Raw genomic sequence first — 14,728 nt, forward strand, 5'->3', positions numbered from 1 at the left:
AGGATACGATAAAACCGGGAATCAGCACTGTTCCGTCACGCGCATTCCCGATTACATAGGGACCTTTTTCAGCATTTCGGCGCCGACCTTGCCAGCAGCGATTTCGCGCAGCGCAACAACGGTAGGCTTGTCCTTGGCTTCCACCTTCGGTGTGTGACCTTGCAGCAACTGACGTGCGCGGTAGGTCGCTGCCAGGGTCAGCTGGAAACGGTTAGGGATTTGTTTCAGGCAATCTTCAATCGTGATACGGGCCATGGTAACTCCTAAAAATAGTGCGTGGTGCTGTGTGCTTGATGAACTGTGGCGCAGATGCGGAAAGGTGCTGCTTACTCCGCGTGCAGGCCCAATTGGGTGAAAAGCGATGCGTTGCGGGCCGCTTGTTGCGCAAACCGGCAACGGGCCGCTCTCACGATCGCGCTCAGTTCGGACAAAGCGACCGTAAACTCTTCATTGATAATAACATATTCGAACTCGGGAGCGTGTGCGATTTCACCGCCGGCCGCCAGCAGGCGGCGCGTGATCACGTGCGGCTCGTCCTGGCCGCGCTTGTGCAGGCGTTCTTCGAGCGCGTCGATCGACGGCGGCAGGATGAAAATGCCGGCCGCGCGCGGGAACTGCTTGCGCACCTGGCGCGCGCCCTGCCAGTCGATTTCCAGCAGGATATCGGTGCCGGCCGCCATCTGCTGCTCGACCATGATGCGCGAGGTGCCATAGTAGTTGCCATGCACTTCGGCCCACTCCAGAAATTCGCCCTGGTCGGCGCGTGCAACAAAGTCTTCGGCGCTGGTGAAATAGTATTCACGGCCATGTTCTTCGCCCGGGCGCGGTGGACGCGTGGTGGTCGAGATCGACAGCTTGATGGCCGGTTCCTGTGCCAGCAAGGCATTGACCAGGGTCGACTTGCCGGCGCCGGACGGCGCGGCAACCACGAAAAGGCTGCCCGAAAAGGCGGTAGGGTGGGTCATGCGGATTTTTCCATATTCTGTGGTGGGCGGCCGCTGTACTGCAGGCAAAGGCATCGCCCAAAGGCGTATTTTACCAAGATGGCGCTTTCCAGTCATCAATTTAGCAGCTGGGCGCTAGGCAGCACTGTCTGCATAGCATCATGTTGACCGTCTGGCCAGCTTGAAAGCCATGCATTTTAAGCTCACGAAGCGTGAATAATTGGCGCCCCGGCAACTGATACAGTGCCAGCCCGATCAAGCCAGAGCGCAGGCCGTATCCGGGAGGACGCGACCGGCGAACGACACTGTGAGCAACGATTATGCAACGTAGAGAAGTTCTGATATCCATGGCCGCCGTTGCCGGTACGGCCGCCAGCGTGCCGCTGCTGCGCGCCGCCACCACCGATGGCGCGCCTGCTGCCAGCCCACCGGCCAGGTGGGAAGCGGGTGCCGCCAATCCGGCGCTGCCACCTCGCGCAGGCGGCCTGCTGTTCCTGACTGCCACCGAAGCCGAGACGCTGGGCGCCATCGCCGACCGTCTGATACCGGCTGACGAACTGAGCATTGGCGGCAAGGAGGCTGGCTGCGTGGCGTTTATCGACCGCCAGCTCGACGGTACTTTCGGACAGGGTGTGTCCGACTACCGGCGTGGCCCCTATTATCAGGGCACGCCTGAACAGGGTCCGCAGAACAAGCTGACGCCGGCCCAGCGCTACCGCGTCGGCCTGGCAGCACTGGCTGCCTACTGCCAGCGCGAATATGGCAAGGGCTTCGCCCAGCTCGATGCGGCAACCCAGGATCAGCTGCTGACCCGCATGGAAGCAAACCAGCTGGCGCTGGGCCAGGTCGACAGCAAGCCGCTGTTCGAGCTGGTCTTGCAGAACGTGCGCGAGGGCTTCCTGGCTGACCCCGTTTATGGCGGCAACAAGGACATGGCCAGCTGGAAAATGCTGGGCTTTCCCGGCGCCCGCTACGATTTTCGCGACTACATGGATCGCAAGGGCGAAAAATTCAACTTTATCCCCGTCAGCCTGATCGATAGCGCCAGCTGAACTGCCTTGCCGCTGGTCCCATGCCTGGCCGCGGCTGTCATCTGAATCATTCAAGAAGGAATTATTTTGGCTAATATTCGTCCGAAAGCCGACGCTGTGATCGTTGGCCTGGGCTGGTGCGGCTCATTGATGGCCGAGGAGCTCACTCGCGCCGGTCTGAACGTGGTGGCGCTCGAGCGCGGCCCCTGGCGTGACGCCGCCAGCGATTTTCCACCTGCCGTCGATGCTGACGAGCTGCGCTGGGATGCACGGCGCAGCATGATACTGCCGCCTGCCATCGAAGCGCTGACGTTTCGCAATACCAGCAGCGAGCGCGCCTTGCCGGCCCGCGAATGGAATACCTTTGACTTTGGCTACAATGTCGGCGGCGCCGGCACGCACTGGGCCGGCATGGCCTGGCGCTTTACGCCCTTCGATTTCCAGCCCGCCACGCACGTCAAGGCGCGCTATGGCCAGAAGCAGCTGGCCGACGGCCTGATCGTGCAGGACTGGGGCGTGACGTATGACGACCTGGAGCCGTATTACGACCGTTTCGAGAAGATCGCCGGTATTTCCGGCAAGGCCGGCAATCTGCGCGGTGACATGATCGAAGGCGGTAATCCGTTCGAGGGCGCGCGCGCCGAAGAGTTCCCGCTGCCGGCGCTGAAAAGCACGCGCCTGACCGATATCTTTGACGCCGGCGCCAGAAAGCTGGGCCTGCATCCATTCATGGTGCCGGCCGCGCAAACCTCGGGCGCCTACACCAATCCGCTGGGCGTGAAAATGGGGCCGTGCACCTATTGCGGCTATTGCCTTTACTACGGTTGCGGCAACTGGTCCAAGGGCAGCCCGAATGCCTGCGTGATTCCGGTGCTGAAAATGCGCAGCAACTTTACCCTGCTGGCCGAATCGACCGTGCTGCGCGCCAACCTGGCCGAAGACGGCAAAACCGCCACCGGCGTGACCTATGTCGACAAAGATGGCAAGCAATGGGAGCAGCCAGCCGATATCGTGGTGTTTTCGGCCTTCCAGGCGCAAAACGTCCGTCTGCTGCTGTTGTCGAAAATCGGCCAGCCGTATGACCATCGCACCGGCAAGGGTGTGGTGGGGCGCGCCTACTGTTACCAGACGGTGTCGGGTACCAGTATCTTTTTTGAAGACGAGCAGCTTAACCAGTACATGGGTGCCGGCGCGCTGTCGTCGCAGGTTGATGACTGGAACGGCGACAACTTCGACCATGCCGGCCTGGGCTTTATTGGCGGCGCCGGCATCCTGGTGGTATCGCGCGGTTCGCGTCCGATCGGCAATACCGACTTCCTGCCGGCCGGCACGCCACGCTGGGGCAGCGAGTGGAAGAAAGCCTACAAGCATGCGTTCCAGAACGGTACGGTGGTATTTGGCCAGGGCACCAGCTACTCCCACAAGGATTCCTACCTCGACCTGGACCCGACCTACAAGGACATGCATGGCCAGCCGCTGCTGCGCATGACGTTCGACTTCAACGAAAACGACAAGCGCTCGGCTGCCTTTATCCAGCAGAAAGCCATTGAGATTTCGCATGCCATGGCAGGCGTCAAACATGTGGTACCGACCAATTCGGCCGACCGCAAATGGTCGCCCTACGACCTGGCCAGCGACCATACCATCGGTGGCGCGGTGATGGGCATGGACCCCGCAACGAGCGTGCTCAATCGTTACCAGCAGGTCTGGGACGTGCCCAACGTGTTTGTCTGCGGCGCCTCGTCTTTCCCCAACAACGCTGGCTATAACCCGACCGGCACCATCGGCGCGCTGACCTTGTGGACGGCGCGCGCCATTATCGACCGCTATCTGAAAAATCCCGGCCCGCTGGTACAGGCCTGAATGACTGAGTGACATGAAAATGACTTTGCTGAAGAAACTGAAAATCGCCGGCGCGCTGGGCCTGGCCGGTGCTGGCGTGGTGGCGACTATTGCCGGTACGCAGGCTCTGGCGGCAGACCCCGACAATCATGCGCCCGGCAAGGCCGTGGCAGGCGATGCGCTGGTGGGTGCGCCGGCAGGCAAGGATGCCGGTGCGCCACCCGATACCACGCCGGGCCTGGTGCCGCGCAATGCGCAGGAAGCGGCCATTGAGCGCGGCCGCTACGTGGCGGTCGCTGGCGACTGCATAGCCTGCCATACGGCGCACGGATCGGGCAAGCCGTTTGCCGGCGGGCTTGTCCTTGAAACACCATTTGGCAAGCTGGTGGGCAGCAATATCACGCAGGACGTGAAAACGGGCATCGGCAGCTGGACGCAAGAAGAGTTCACACGCGCGGTGCGCCAGGGCAAAGGCAAGCATGGCGAGAACCTGTATTCGGCGATGCCCTACAACGCCTATGCCAAGGTGTCGGACGCCGACATGCGCGACCTGTGGGCCTACATGAAAACCATCAAGCCGGTTGAAAACACGGTGGTGGCCAACCAGTTGCCGTTTCCTTTCAATATACGCCTGCTGATGGTGGGCTGGAATTGGCTGTTTTTCGATAATTCGCCCTTCAAGCCTGATGCAACCCGCTCGGTAGAGTGGAACCGCGGCGCCTATCTGGTGCAGGGGCTGGCACACTGCGCATCGTGCCACACTGCAAAGAATTTATTTGGTGCCGACAAGTCCGAAACGCTGGCCGGAGGCACGCTGGGCGGCTGGTATGCACCCAATATCACCGGCAGCCGGGGTGGCCTGCATGACTGGAGCGTGGAACAGACGGTGGAGTATCTGCAGACCGGCGGCAACCGCATCAGCATGGCTTCGGGGCCGATGGCCGAAGCGGTCGAGAACTCGACCCAGCACATGAGCAGTGCCGACTTGCGTGCGATTGCCGTGTATCTGAAGAGCGTGGCCGGGCCAGCCATGCCGGCACGTCCGGCGCCGCTGCCGGCTGACAATGCGCAGATGCTGCTGGGCGCGCGCGTCTACGAGGTCAATTGCGCCGCCTGCCATGGCAGCGATGGCAAGGGCCTGGACGGCCTGGTCACCTCGCTGGGTGGCAACAGCGCCCTGCAGGCAGGGGTGGCCAGCAACCTGATCAACGCCGTGCTGCGCGGCACCACGCCAGCCATTACGCATGGCAAGCCGACCGGTGCAGGCATGCCGGGCTTCGCCTGGAAACTCAGCGATGCCGAAGTGGCGGCGGTGGGCTCGTTCGTGCGCAACAGCTGGGGCAACGCGGCACCGGCCGTCAGCGCCGCCAGCGTGGCCGAGGCGCGCAAGAGCATCAATGCGCCGGCCAAGCTGAAGTTTGCCAACGCCGCCCGTTAAAAAGCCAGGGCCAGGCCGCGACCTGGCCCCGGTTAACTCTATAATTGCCTGTGTTATTGACTGACGGTGTTGTGTGTCTTCCGAACCTCTACTTTCCGATCTGCGCGTTTTCTGTACCGTAGTGCAAGCGGGTACCTTTGTCCGCACGGCCGCACAACTGGGCGTCTCGCCTGCCTTTGTTACCAAGCGTATCGGCATCCTGGAAGGGCAGCTAGGGGTTAAGTTGTTTCACCGCAATACCCGGCGCGTGGTGCTGAGCCAGGAAGGCGAAACCGTCTACGTCAGCGCACGCAAGATGATGGACGAAATGGCCGCGTTGAGCGAGACCATCGCCAGCAACCGCAGCGAACCGAGCGGCGTGCTGCGCGTAGCGGCCAGCCCGTGCCTGGGGCGTGCGCAGATTTCCCCCATCATGGCGCTGCTCACCCAGCGCTACCCGCTGGTCGATATCTGGATGGAACTGGCTGACCGCGAGGTGGACCTGGTAGGCGAAGGCTACGATATCGATATCCGCGTTGGACAGCCACCGCAGCAGGAGCTGATCGGACACCGCATCCTGACCGGTGCACGCGTGCTGTGCGCCGCGCCCAGCTACCTGGCGCAGCATGGCGAACCGGCCACGCTGGCGCAGCTATCAAACCATGAGTGCCTGGTGGCACGCTACCGCGAGCAGGGACTGGGCCTGTGGCGCCTGCATGGCCCCGATGGACCCGAGTTCGTCAAGGTGCGCGGGCGATTTGGCTCGAACCAGGGCGAGGTTATCCGCGACTGGGCTTTGCAGGGGATGGGGATCGTGCTGCTGTCGGAGTGGGATGTGGCAGGCGAGATGGCCAGCGGCAAGCTGGTGCGCATCTTGCCCGACTATTACGAGCCGGCCGATTTATGGGTGATGACCAGCACGCGCGGCGCCGAGTCGGCCAAGATCAGCGCCTGCATAGCCTTCTTGCGCGAACATTTGCAGCACGGACCGTACGCGCTGCGCTCAAGCTACTGAGCGCAGCCGCTTGCCAGCCTGATTATTCCAGGTTCTGCACCTGTTCACGCATCTGCTCGATCAGCAGCTTCAGATCCATCGAGGCATCGGCCAGTTCCTTGACCGAGGCCTTGGCGCCCAGCGTATTGGCTTCGCGATTGAGTTCCTGCATCATGAAGTCGAGGCGCTTGCCGACCTGGCCGCCCTTGGTCAGGATATGGCGCGTTTCGCCCAGGTGGGCCGACAGGCGCGCCAGCTCTTCGGCCACGTCGATACGGATGCCGTACAGGATCACTTCCTGGCGGATGCGCTCCATCGCATCCTGGCGCGACATCGACGAATTGGAACCCTGGCTGGCCAGTCCCAGCGCATCTTGCATGCGCTCGATGGCTTTTTGCTGGAAGCCGGCCACCACTTGCGGAATCAACGGCGTAATGCGCTTGACGATCGCTTCCATCGCTTCGATGCGCGAGATCAGCACTGCTTCGAGTGCGGCGCCTTCGCGCTTGCGGCTGTCGACAAAGGCGGCAATGGTGCGTTTGGTCAGGGCGGCCACGTCGGCCTGCAGCGACTCCTGGCCGACTTGCGCCTCTTCGATCACGCCAGGCCAGCGCAGCAGTTCGGCCACTGTCATGACCGGTGCCGACACGAAGTGCTGGCCTACTTCCGATTGCAGCCGCGCCAGTTCGGCCAGCAGCGGCAGGTTCAGCGCCTGCGTGCCGCTGGCGGCGGCTTTGCGGCCAAAGCTCAGGCGTACTTCAACCTTGCCACGCGTAATGGCGCCCATGACGGCGGCGCGCAAGTCAGGCTCGAGCGTGCGTAAATCATCGTTGATGCGAAATTGCAGGTCGAGAAAGCGCGAATTGACGCTCTTGATTTCAATCGTCAGTGTGCCTGCAGCACCTTCGCTGGTGGCAACCGCGTAGCCTGTCATGCTTGAAATGCTCAATGGATTCCCCGATTTGATCTTTTATATACCATCACTTGTCTTATACACGGTTTCAGCCGGCGCACGCAAGAACGCGCACTGCGCGTAACGTTCTTTGCTGCCGGACTGATGTTTCTTGCCGCGCGTTTTACCGCATTGTAAAGAAATTTTTGCACGGTGTGGCACGAAAGTCTGCATCGTGTGTGCATCATCGCGCTATTGCAATTAAGCAAGTTACTAACAGTCGCCATCAGCAGCCGGCGCAGGCAATGTTAGAATCGCTGCCGCACTCTATCTACCGTCATCTTTACAGGAATTCCATGAGCTTTGTTTCCCGCCCCAGTGGCCGCGCCGTTGATGCGCTGCGCACCATCCGCCTGACCCGCCAGTACACCAAACATGCCGAAGGCTCGGTCCTGATCGAATGCGGCGACACCAAGGTGATTTGTACCGCCAGTATCGAAGACAAGGTGCCGGGCTTTTTGAAAGGCAAGGGACAGGGCTGGCTGACGGCCGAATACGGCATGCTGCCGCGCTCGACCCATACGCGCATGGACCGCGAAGCGGCGCGCGGCAAGCAGTCGGGCCGCACCCAGGAAATCCAGCGCCTGATCGGCCGTTCGCTGCGCGCCGCGTTCGACCTGCAGGCCTTTGGCGAGCGCACGCTGCATCTCGATTGCGACGTGATCCAGGCCGACGGCGGCACCCGCACCGCCTCGATTACCGGCGCCATGGTGGCTGCCTACGATGCGTTTGCGCAGCTGCAGGCGCGCGGCGCGATCACCGCCATTCCCGTCAAGAGCTTCGTGGCGGCCATTTCGGTGGGCGTCTACCAGGGCATGCCGGTGCTCGACCTCGATTACGATGAAGACTCCAATTGCGATACCGACATGAATGTGGTGATGACCGAAGCGGGCCATTTCATCGAAGTGCAGGGCACGGCCGAAGGCGCCGCGTTTGACCGCGCCGGCATGAATCGCTTGCTCGATCTGGCGCAGGGCGGCATCGCCGAGCTGATCGGTTTGCAGAAACAGGCGCTCGGTCTTTAATTTCATTTTGCTATTGCACCCATCATGACCCAACGCCTGATTCTCGCATCCAATAACGCCGGCAAGCTCAAGGAATTTAACGAGCTGCTTTCGACCATCGGTTTCTCCGTCCACGCCCAGGGCGAATACGACGTGCCCGAGAGCGACGAGCCGTTCCATACGTTTGTTGAAAACGCGCTGCAAAAGGCGCGCCATGCCGCGCGCCTGACCGGCCTGCCGGCGCTGGCTGACGATTCGGGCGTATGCGTCAATGCGCTCGGCGGCGCGCCGGGCGTCTATTCGGCCCGTTATGCGGGCGAGCCGAAGTCGGACGCGGCCAACAGCGCCAAGCTGATTGCCGACCTGGAACCGCATGCCGACAAGTCGGCCTATTATTACTGCGTGCTGGTGTATGTACGCCATGCCGACGATCCGCAGCCGGTGATCGCCGACGGGCGCTGGAATGGCGAAATGATTGCCATGCCGCGCGGGCAGGGCGGCTTTGGCTACGATCCGCACTTTTATATTCCGGCCTTGGGCAAGTGCGCGGCAGAACTGTCGTCCGATGAAAAAAATGCGCTGTCGCACCGCGGCCAGGCCCTGCGCGCGCTGGTCGAGAAATTGCGATGATCCCGATTAAAGTTGTTGGCAGCACGTCGCGTCCTGCCTCGAAGCCGTCGGCGCCTGCGCCGCAGGAGGGCCTGTCGGGCGCCGCCGGTGCGGCCCTGAAATACCTGCAGCCCGGTGCCCTCAGCCTGACGGCGCTGCCGCCGCTGTCGCTGTATATCCACTTTCCCTGGTGCGTGAAGAAATGCCCGTATTGCGATTTCAATTCGCATGAGGTGCGCGGCAGCTTTCCCGAAGCCGAGTATCTGGCCGCCTTGCGGCTGGACCTGGAAATGGCGCTGCCGCTGGTCTGGGGACGCAAGATCCACACCATCTTTATCGGCGGCGGCACGCCGAGCCTGATGTCGGCGGCCGGCCTGGACCAGTTGATGTCGGACGTGCGCACCCTGTTGCCGCTCGATGGCGACTGCGAGATCACCATGGAGGCCAATCCCGGCACGTTCGAGGCGGAAAAGTTCCGCTCCTACCGCGCCAGCGGCATTAACCGCCTGTCGATCGGCATCCAGAGTTTCAACAGCCGCCACCTGCAATCGCTGGGCCGCATCCATGACGACAACGAAGCGCGCCGCGCAGTCGAGATCGCGCACGCGAACTTCGACAATTTCAATCTCGACCTGATGTATGCGCTGCCGTCGCAGACGCTGGCCGAGGCGCAGGCCGACCTGGCCACGGCGCTGTCGTTCGCACCGCCGCACCTGTCGCTGTACCACCTGACGCTCGAACCGAACACGCTGTTTGCAAAATACCCGCCAGCACTGCCGGACGACGACGAAAGCGCCGATATTGCCGATATGGTGGCCGCGACTGCCGCCGGCGCCGGCTATGGCCGCTACGAGGTGTCGGCCTATGCGCAGCCGGGCCGGCGCGCGCGCCATAACCTGAACTATTGGGAATTCGGCGACTACCTGGGCATCGGCGCCGGCGCCCATTCCAAGCTGTCGTTCCCGCACCGCGTGCTGCGCCAGGCGCGCTACAAGCAGCCCAAGGCGTATATGGAAGCGGTACGCGCCGGCAACCCGGTGCAGGAAGAGCGCGAACTGGCGCGCGACGAGATGGGCTTTGAATTCATGCTCAACACCCTGCGCCTGACCGGCGGCTTTGCGCCCAACCTGTTTGCTGAGCGTACCGGCGTGCCCCTTAACGCCATCGAGCGCGCATTGAATGCAGCCGAAGCGAAGGGCCTGCTGTACCGCGACCATCAGCTGATCAAGCCGACCGAACTGGGCTTGAGTTTTCTGAACGACCTGCAGCAGATGTTTCTGGAAGATTGAATTTTGACTGCCGGGGCAGGCGCGTCCAGGAGGACGGATTTGGCGGTAGGTCGGATTAGGCCCCGGAGGGGCCGTAATCCGACAACATTGTTGACGGCGGTGGGATTGTCGGATTACACGCAGCTGCGCTGCGCTAATCCGACCTACCGGGTTTGCCAGCGTGCCCAGTCAGTCCAGGAGGACGCCTGGCCAAGTTTTTTATGTGGCCTCAGAACTCTTCCCAGTCCTGTTCGTTCGTGACGCGCGCCGGCGCCTTGCGCACTGCCGGTGGGCGAGTAGCGAGCTGCTTCGACACGGGCGCTGGCGCTGCCCGCAATACCGGCGCCGGCGGGGCTGCGGCCGCCTGTTCCAGCTTGAAGCCGCCAGCCACCTGCGCCAGGCGCGCTGCCTGGTCCTGCATGCTTTCGGCGGCTGCTGCCGCTTCTTCCACCAAGGCGGCGTTCTGCTGGGTGACCTGATCCATCTGTGCGATCGCCTGGTTGACCTGGTCGATACCCATGCTCTGTTCGGCGCTGGCCGAACTGATTTCAGCCATGATGTCGGTAACGCGGCGCACGCTGTCGACCACTTCCTGCATGGTGCTGCCGGCCTGCTCCACCAGGCGGCTGCCGCCATTGACCTGCTGTACCGATTCTTCGATCAGCGCCTTGATCTCGCGCGCCGCCTGGCTCGAGCGCTGCGCCAGGTTGCGCACCTCGGTGGCCACCACCGCAAAGCCGCGGCCCTGCTCGCCGGCGCGCGCCGCTTCCACCGCCGCATTCAGGGCCAGGATATTGGTCTGGAAGGCAATACCGTCGATCACGCCGATAATATCGACGATCTTGCGCGACGAGGCGTCGATGGCGCCCATCGTGTCGACTACCTGGCTGACGATGGTGCCGCCGCGCTCGGCTACGTCGGAGGCGCTTTGCGCCAGCTGGTTGGCCTGGCGCGCGTTGTCGGCGTTCTGCTTGACGGTGGAGGTGAGTTCTTCCATCGACGAAGCGGTTTCCTCGAGCGAACTGGCTTGTTCTTCGGTGCGCGATGAAAGATCGAGGTTGCCCGCTGCAATTTCGCTCGACGCGGTGGCAATGGCGTGGGTGCCGCTTTGCACCTGCGACACCACGCGCGTGAGCGCGTCGTTCATGCCCTGCAGTTCATGCATCAGGTCGCCGACCTCGTCGCGCGAGCGCGCGCCAAAACGCGTGCGCAGGTCGCCGGTGGCGACCGTGGTGGCCACCGCAATGGCCGCATGCAGCGGCTGCGTGATCGAGCGCGTGATCAGCCAGGCGCACAGGCTGCCAAAGCCGATCATCAGCGCGCCCAGGATCAGCGTCAGGGTGAGGCTGCGTGCATTGGCGTCATCGATCGATTGCGCTGTCTGGTCGATGGCCTCGCGCTGCTGCGCCAGGAAGGCCTGTACCTTGGCCTGATAGGCATTGGCGGCCGGCATGTACTGCTGGCTGTAGGCGCGTTCGGCGTCATCGCTCTTGCCGGTTTTCTTCGCTGCCATCACATCCTGCTTGGCTTTCTGGTACACGCCGCGCACCTCCATCACGCCGGCAAACGCGGCTTTTTCCGCCTCGCCAGACAGCATGCCTTCGACCTGTTTGAGCAGCCCGCCGCCTTTTTTGGTACCGGCGGCGATTTCTTCGGCAAAGGTCACCGACAGGCTTTCGTCCGAGCTTTTGGCGATCAGGGTGGTGCGCTCGATGGCCGAATAGATCAGCAGGTACAGGTCGGACACCAGCCGTTCCTTGGCCAGCGGCTTTTCCATCATCATGCGTGTGGCCTGCGCATTGCGATAGGCGCTGATGACTGAAAACGAGGTACAGACGATGGCCAGCAGCAGGACGATGGCAAAGCCGATCGCCAGGCGGCTGCCGATGCGGATGTTGGCAAGAGTTTTCATGGTGTCTTTTGGTTACAATTGTCGATAGGCTATTGTTGAGCTACTGTTGAGCTATTTTCGCTGGAAAATGCGACGGGGCGATGACGGCAGGCGCTCGCCGGCGTGGTGGCAGGCTGTTGCCAGGTAGCCACAAGGTAATGATTTTAATAATGAAATCAGGCCGACCATAACAGGCTGGCGCCGTCCGACATGGGGCCGGCTGACATGCCAGGGCAGGTGTGGGGCCGCCGGCATGATCGTCTACAGGAGAGCGCCGCGCCGTTCTGGAGGGGAGGGCGGCGTCACATCAGGAGAAATCGTACCATGGGCCTGTGATTGCCGATAGCGATATCGTTGTTCAGCCCGGCAGGTCGAGCGCCTGCCGCAGATCGGGCTGTTCGGCCCAGCGCGCAAATTCGGCTGCCATGCGTTCGCTTTCGGCAATGGCGCGGCGCCAGTCGCGGATGCGCGCCGCATGGTCCTGGCCGTAATGGGGGAAATCGCGGCGGTCGGGCAGCTTGCCATTGGGCAGGCTGGCGACAAAACTGGGCGAGGGCGACACCAGGATCATATTGTCGAGCGCCGGATCGCCGGCGCGCGCGCGCCGCCACGGCAGCGCCTTGTCGAGCCAGCCCGGCACGATATGGTCGGCAAAGTGCGGATAGAGCACCAGTTCCGGTTCGCGCTGGTAGGGCAGGTGCAGATGGTAGTCGATCAGGCCGCCATCCCAGTAGCGCCCGCCAGGCGCGCCGGCGATGTCGGTCACCGCGTCGAGTACCAGCGGAATCGAACCCGAGGCCAGCAGCGCGTCGCGCAGATTGTCCTGAACCAAAGGCACGAAATGGGCCTGGAAGGCGTCAAAGCGCGAGCGCAGCCAGCCGGCGCCGTCCGGCCCCGCATGAAATACCGCCCGCTCCAGCGAATTGGCCAGGCGCGCGCGCGCCAGCGCATTGCCGGCCGCCGCCTGCAGAAAACCGCGCCGGTCGCGCCATTTGCCCGGCTGCGCCAGCGCGCCCGTGCCGCGCACGGCCAGCACCGCCAGGCTGTGTTGCTGGTGCGCCAGCAGATGCGTCTCCTGGCCGTCGAGCATGGCGTCAAGCAAAGCGCGGCAGGTGCGGCTGACATGCGCCGGCGTGGGCTTGTCGGGATAGCGCTGGCCCACGTATTGCTGCACCAGGCGCCGCTGCGCCGCCTGCGGGTCAGGCAGCATGGCCGCTGCCATGCGCCAGGCGCCGATGGAGGCGCCGACAAAATGCCGCCGGCGTGGCGCCTGTGGCAGGTAATGGCCGAACAGCCAGCAGTCGAGCTGATGCAGAATCAGGCCTTTCGGCCCGCCGGCAGCGGCCGGCACGATGGCAATATCGGCCGCGCACAGGCCATGCTCGGCGATGCGCGCGCGGGCGCGCGGGCCCAGGCGGATGGTGATCGAAGACGGCATGCGGGCTTTCAGGCAGGAGTCAGCAGCCATTGTAGCGCCTGGCAAGCGACCAGGCGTGCGACAGCAATATCAGTTTTTAACTATGATGGATTTGCCAACGATAGCAATCCTGCATGCTGCACTTCGCCCATCGCTGGCCTTTCTTTTACTACCGACAAGATATCCATGACCCTACGTTACCAGATCGCCTGCACGGCGCTGCTGGCCGGCGCCCTGAGCGCCTGCGGCGGCGGCTCTTCTTCCTCCGACAGCCCGGTGGCTGTCAATCCGGCCAATCCGACCAATCCTACTACGCCGGTAACGCCGCCGACCGCCAGCGGCGATACCGGCAGCGTCAGCGCGCGCTTTGCCGCCAATGGCAGTGGCCGCTATCTGCTAATGGCCGTGGCCAGCCAGAGCACCGGCGTGCTGACCAGCGTGGCGCAAGGCAGTTCCGGTGCACTGACCGAGATCGCCGGCAGCAGTTTTACCGGATCTCCGGCCATCACGCGCGAGATCAGCGGCGACGCCAGCTTTGCGCAGGGCCGCTGGTTTACCGGCACCGTCACGCGTGCTGGTGTGGCATCCGTGCTGAGTGGCAATAACGCCAGTACGCATTACGTTGCCTACAATGCGCTGGTCAGCCTGCCAGCGAGCGGCAGCGCGAGCTGCAATGCCGGCGTCTTTACGGCACCGAGCTATATCGGCGGCACAATCATTGGCCAGGATGCCTATTTCGGCACGGCCAGCGGCGCGGCCACGCTGTCGTTCGGCAGCGGCGGCGCCGTGCTGAATATGGCGCTCGACGTGACTGCCGGCGGCAGCAGCGGCAAGATCAGCGGCGGCGGCACGATTCCTGCACCAGCCAATACCGTGATCAACGGCGCCTTCCTCGGCGGCAGTTCCGGCACCCTGCTGGCGCTCGGTGATGGCGGCGCCGGCCGCTACCTCGTCACCGGCGGCTACAAGGTGGTGCTGGCCAACGGTGCCAACTACCAGGGCGTGGCGACATTCAGCTGCGGCTGATGCAACACCGCGGCGCCAACAATATTGTCGGATTACGCGCGAAGCGCTAATCCGACCTACGCGAACGCGAACGTAAACGTCTCAGCGCGTTGGTAGGTCGGATTAGCCCGCAGGGCGTAATCCGACACCACCCGCGGCGTCAAACGAGCGCCAAAGCCGCGTAATCAAACCAGCGCCAAAGCCGCGTAATCGAACCAGCGCAGTGGCGTAGATACTGTTATCCCCGTCAAGCGGCGTGCAAGGTCGGATCAAATATTTTTCCTGACCTGAGCACGCCGAATGCCACGTGTACCAGTTTGCGCATCATGGCGCCGATGATCAATTTCGGCGCCT

The 14,728-nt window shown here is 62.9% G+C and carries 13 protein-coding genes and 1 pseudogene; 8 read left to right on the top strand and 6 right to left on the bottom strand.

Features of this window, described 5'->3' with window-relative positions; all coding sequences use genetic code 11:
- Nucleotides 1-51: 51 nt before the first annotated feature.
- Both rpoZ and gmk read right to left on the bottom strand, forming a co-directional pair.
- The gene (gene rpoZ / locus GCM43_RS25090; protein WP_152248603.1) at nucleotides 52-255 is read right to left on the bottom strand and encodes a DNA-directed RNA polymerase subunit omega; all 204 of its coding nucleotides are present in this window, start codon (nucleotides 253-255) and stop codon (nucleotides 52-54) included.
- A gap of 71 nt (nucleotides 256-326) precedes the next feature.
- Complete coding sequence (gene gmk, locus GCM43_RS25095; protein WP_193315743.1) at nucleotides 327-965, bottom strand: guanylate kinase; 639 nt, start codon at nucleotides 963-965, stop codon at nucleotides 327-329.
- 326 nt (nucleotides 966-1,291) lie between these two features.
- Between gmk and GCM43_RS25100 the strand changes: the two genes are divergently transcribed.
- The 4 genes from GCM43_RS25100 to GCM43_RS25115 all read left to right on the top strand — a co-directional run bounded on the left by GCM43_RS25100 (nucleotide 1,292) and on the right by GCM43_RS25115 (nucleotide 6,249).
- Entirely contained in the window at nucleotides 1,292-1,996 is a 705-nt protein-coding gene (locus tag GCM43_RS25100; RefSeq protein WP_226929660.1) for a gluconate 2-dehydrogenase subunit 3 family protein, read from the top strand.
- Between the two features lie 66 nt (nucleotides 1,997-2,062).
- Nucleotides 2,063-3,838, top strand: a complete 1,776-nt coding sequence (locus GCM43_RS25105) for a GMC family oxidoreductase (RefSeq protein WP_152248605.1) — start codon at nucleotides 2,063-2,065, stop codon at nucleotides 3,836-3,838.
- 13 nt (nucleotides 3,839-3,851) lie between these two features.
- Nucleotides 3,852-5,255, top strand: a complete 1,404-nt coding sequence (locus GCM43_RS25110) for a c-type cytochrome (protein WP_226929661.1) — start codon at nucleotides 3,852-3,854, stop codon at nucleotides 5,253-5,255.
- Between the two features lie 73 nt (nucleotides 5,256-5,328).
- Entirely contained in the window at nucleotides 5,329-6,249 is a 921-nt protein-coding gene (locus GCM43_RS25115) for a LysR substrate-binding domain-containing protein (RefSeq protein WP_152248606.1), read from the top strand.
- Between the two features lie 22 nt (nucleotides 6,250-6,271).
- On the opposite strand, the gene GCM43_RS25120 is transcribed toward GCM43_RS25115, so the two are convergent.
- Entirely contained in the window at nucleotides 6,272-7,162 is an 891-nt protein-coding gene (locus tag GCM43_RS25120; RefSeq protein WP_152248607.1) for a YicC/YloC family endoribonuclease, read from the bottom strand.
- Between the two features lie 314 nt (nucleotides 7,163-7,476).
- Between GCM43_RS25120 and rph the strand changes: the two genes are divergently transcribed.
- From rph to hemW, 3 genes are read left to right on the top strand one after another with little or no spacing between them, the layout of a single operon-like run.
- Entirely contained in the window at nucleotides 7,477-8,205 is a 729-nt protein-coding gene (rph, locus tag GCM43_RS25125) for a ribonuclease PH (RefSeq protein WP_152248608.1), read from the top strand.
- 24 nt (nucleotides 8,206-8,229) lie between these two features.
- Complete coding sequence (gene rdgB, locus GCM43_RS25130) at nucleotides 8,230-8,814, top strand: RdgB/HAM1 family non-canonical purine NTP pyrophosphatase (RefSeq protein ID WP_152248609.1); 585 nt, start codon at nucleotides 8,230-8,232, stop codon at nucleotides 8,812-8,814.
- Complete coding sequence (gene hemW, locus GCM43_RS25135) at nucleotides 8,811-10,082, top strand: radical SAM family heme chaperone HemW (RefSeq protein WP_152248610.1); 1,272 nt, start codon at nucleotides 8,811-8,813, stop codon at nucleotides 10,080-10,082. Before rdgB ends, hemW begins: the two co-directional genes overlap by 4 nt.
- Before the next feature lie 208 nt (nucleotides 10,083-10,290).
- Here hemW and GCM43_RS25140 read toward each other — a convergent pair whose 3' ends face one another.
- Together GCM43_RS25140 and GCM43_RS25145 are read right to left on the bottom strand one after the other, a co-directional pair.
- Complete coding sequence (locus GCM43_RS25140; RefSeq protein WP_152248611.1) at nucleotides 10,291-11,973, bottom strand: methyl-accepting chemotaxis protein; 1,683 nt, start codon at nucleotides 11,971-11,973, stop codon at nucleotides 10,291-10,293.
- Between the two features lie 337 nt (nucleotides 11,974-12,310).
- The gene (locus GCM43_RS25145) at nucleotides 12,311-13,420 is read right to left on the bottom strand and encodes a patatin-like phospholipase family protein (protein ID WP_226929662.1); all 1,110 of its coding nucleotides are present in this window, start codon (nucleotides 13,418-13,420) and stop codon (nucleotides 12,311-12,313) included.
- 135 nt (nucleotides 13,421-13,555) lie between these two features.
- On the opposite strand from GCM43_RS25145, the gene GCM43_RS25150 reads away from it, so the two are divergent.
- The gene (locus GCM43_RS25150) at nucleotides 13,556-14,395 is read left to right on the top strand and encodes a hypothetical protein (RefSeq protein ID WP_152248612.1); all 840 of its coding nucleotides are present in this window, start codon (nucleotides 13,556-13,558) and stop codon (nucleotides 14,393-14,395) included.
- Between the two features lie 226 nt (nucleotides 14,396-14,621).
- Here the strand turns inward: GCM43_RS25150 and GCM43_RS26340 are convergent.
- Nucleotides 14,622-14,728 (bottom strand): annotated as a pseudogene (locus GCM43_RS26340) (IS110 family transposase); the annotation flags it as partial.

The organism is Janthinobacterium aquaticum (genome assembly GCF_009208565.1).
Taxonomy (GTDB): domain Bacteria; phylum Pseudomonadota; class Gammaproteobacteria; order Burkholderiales; family Burkholderiaceae_D; genus Janthinobacterium.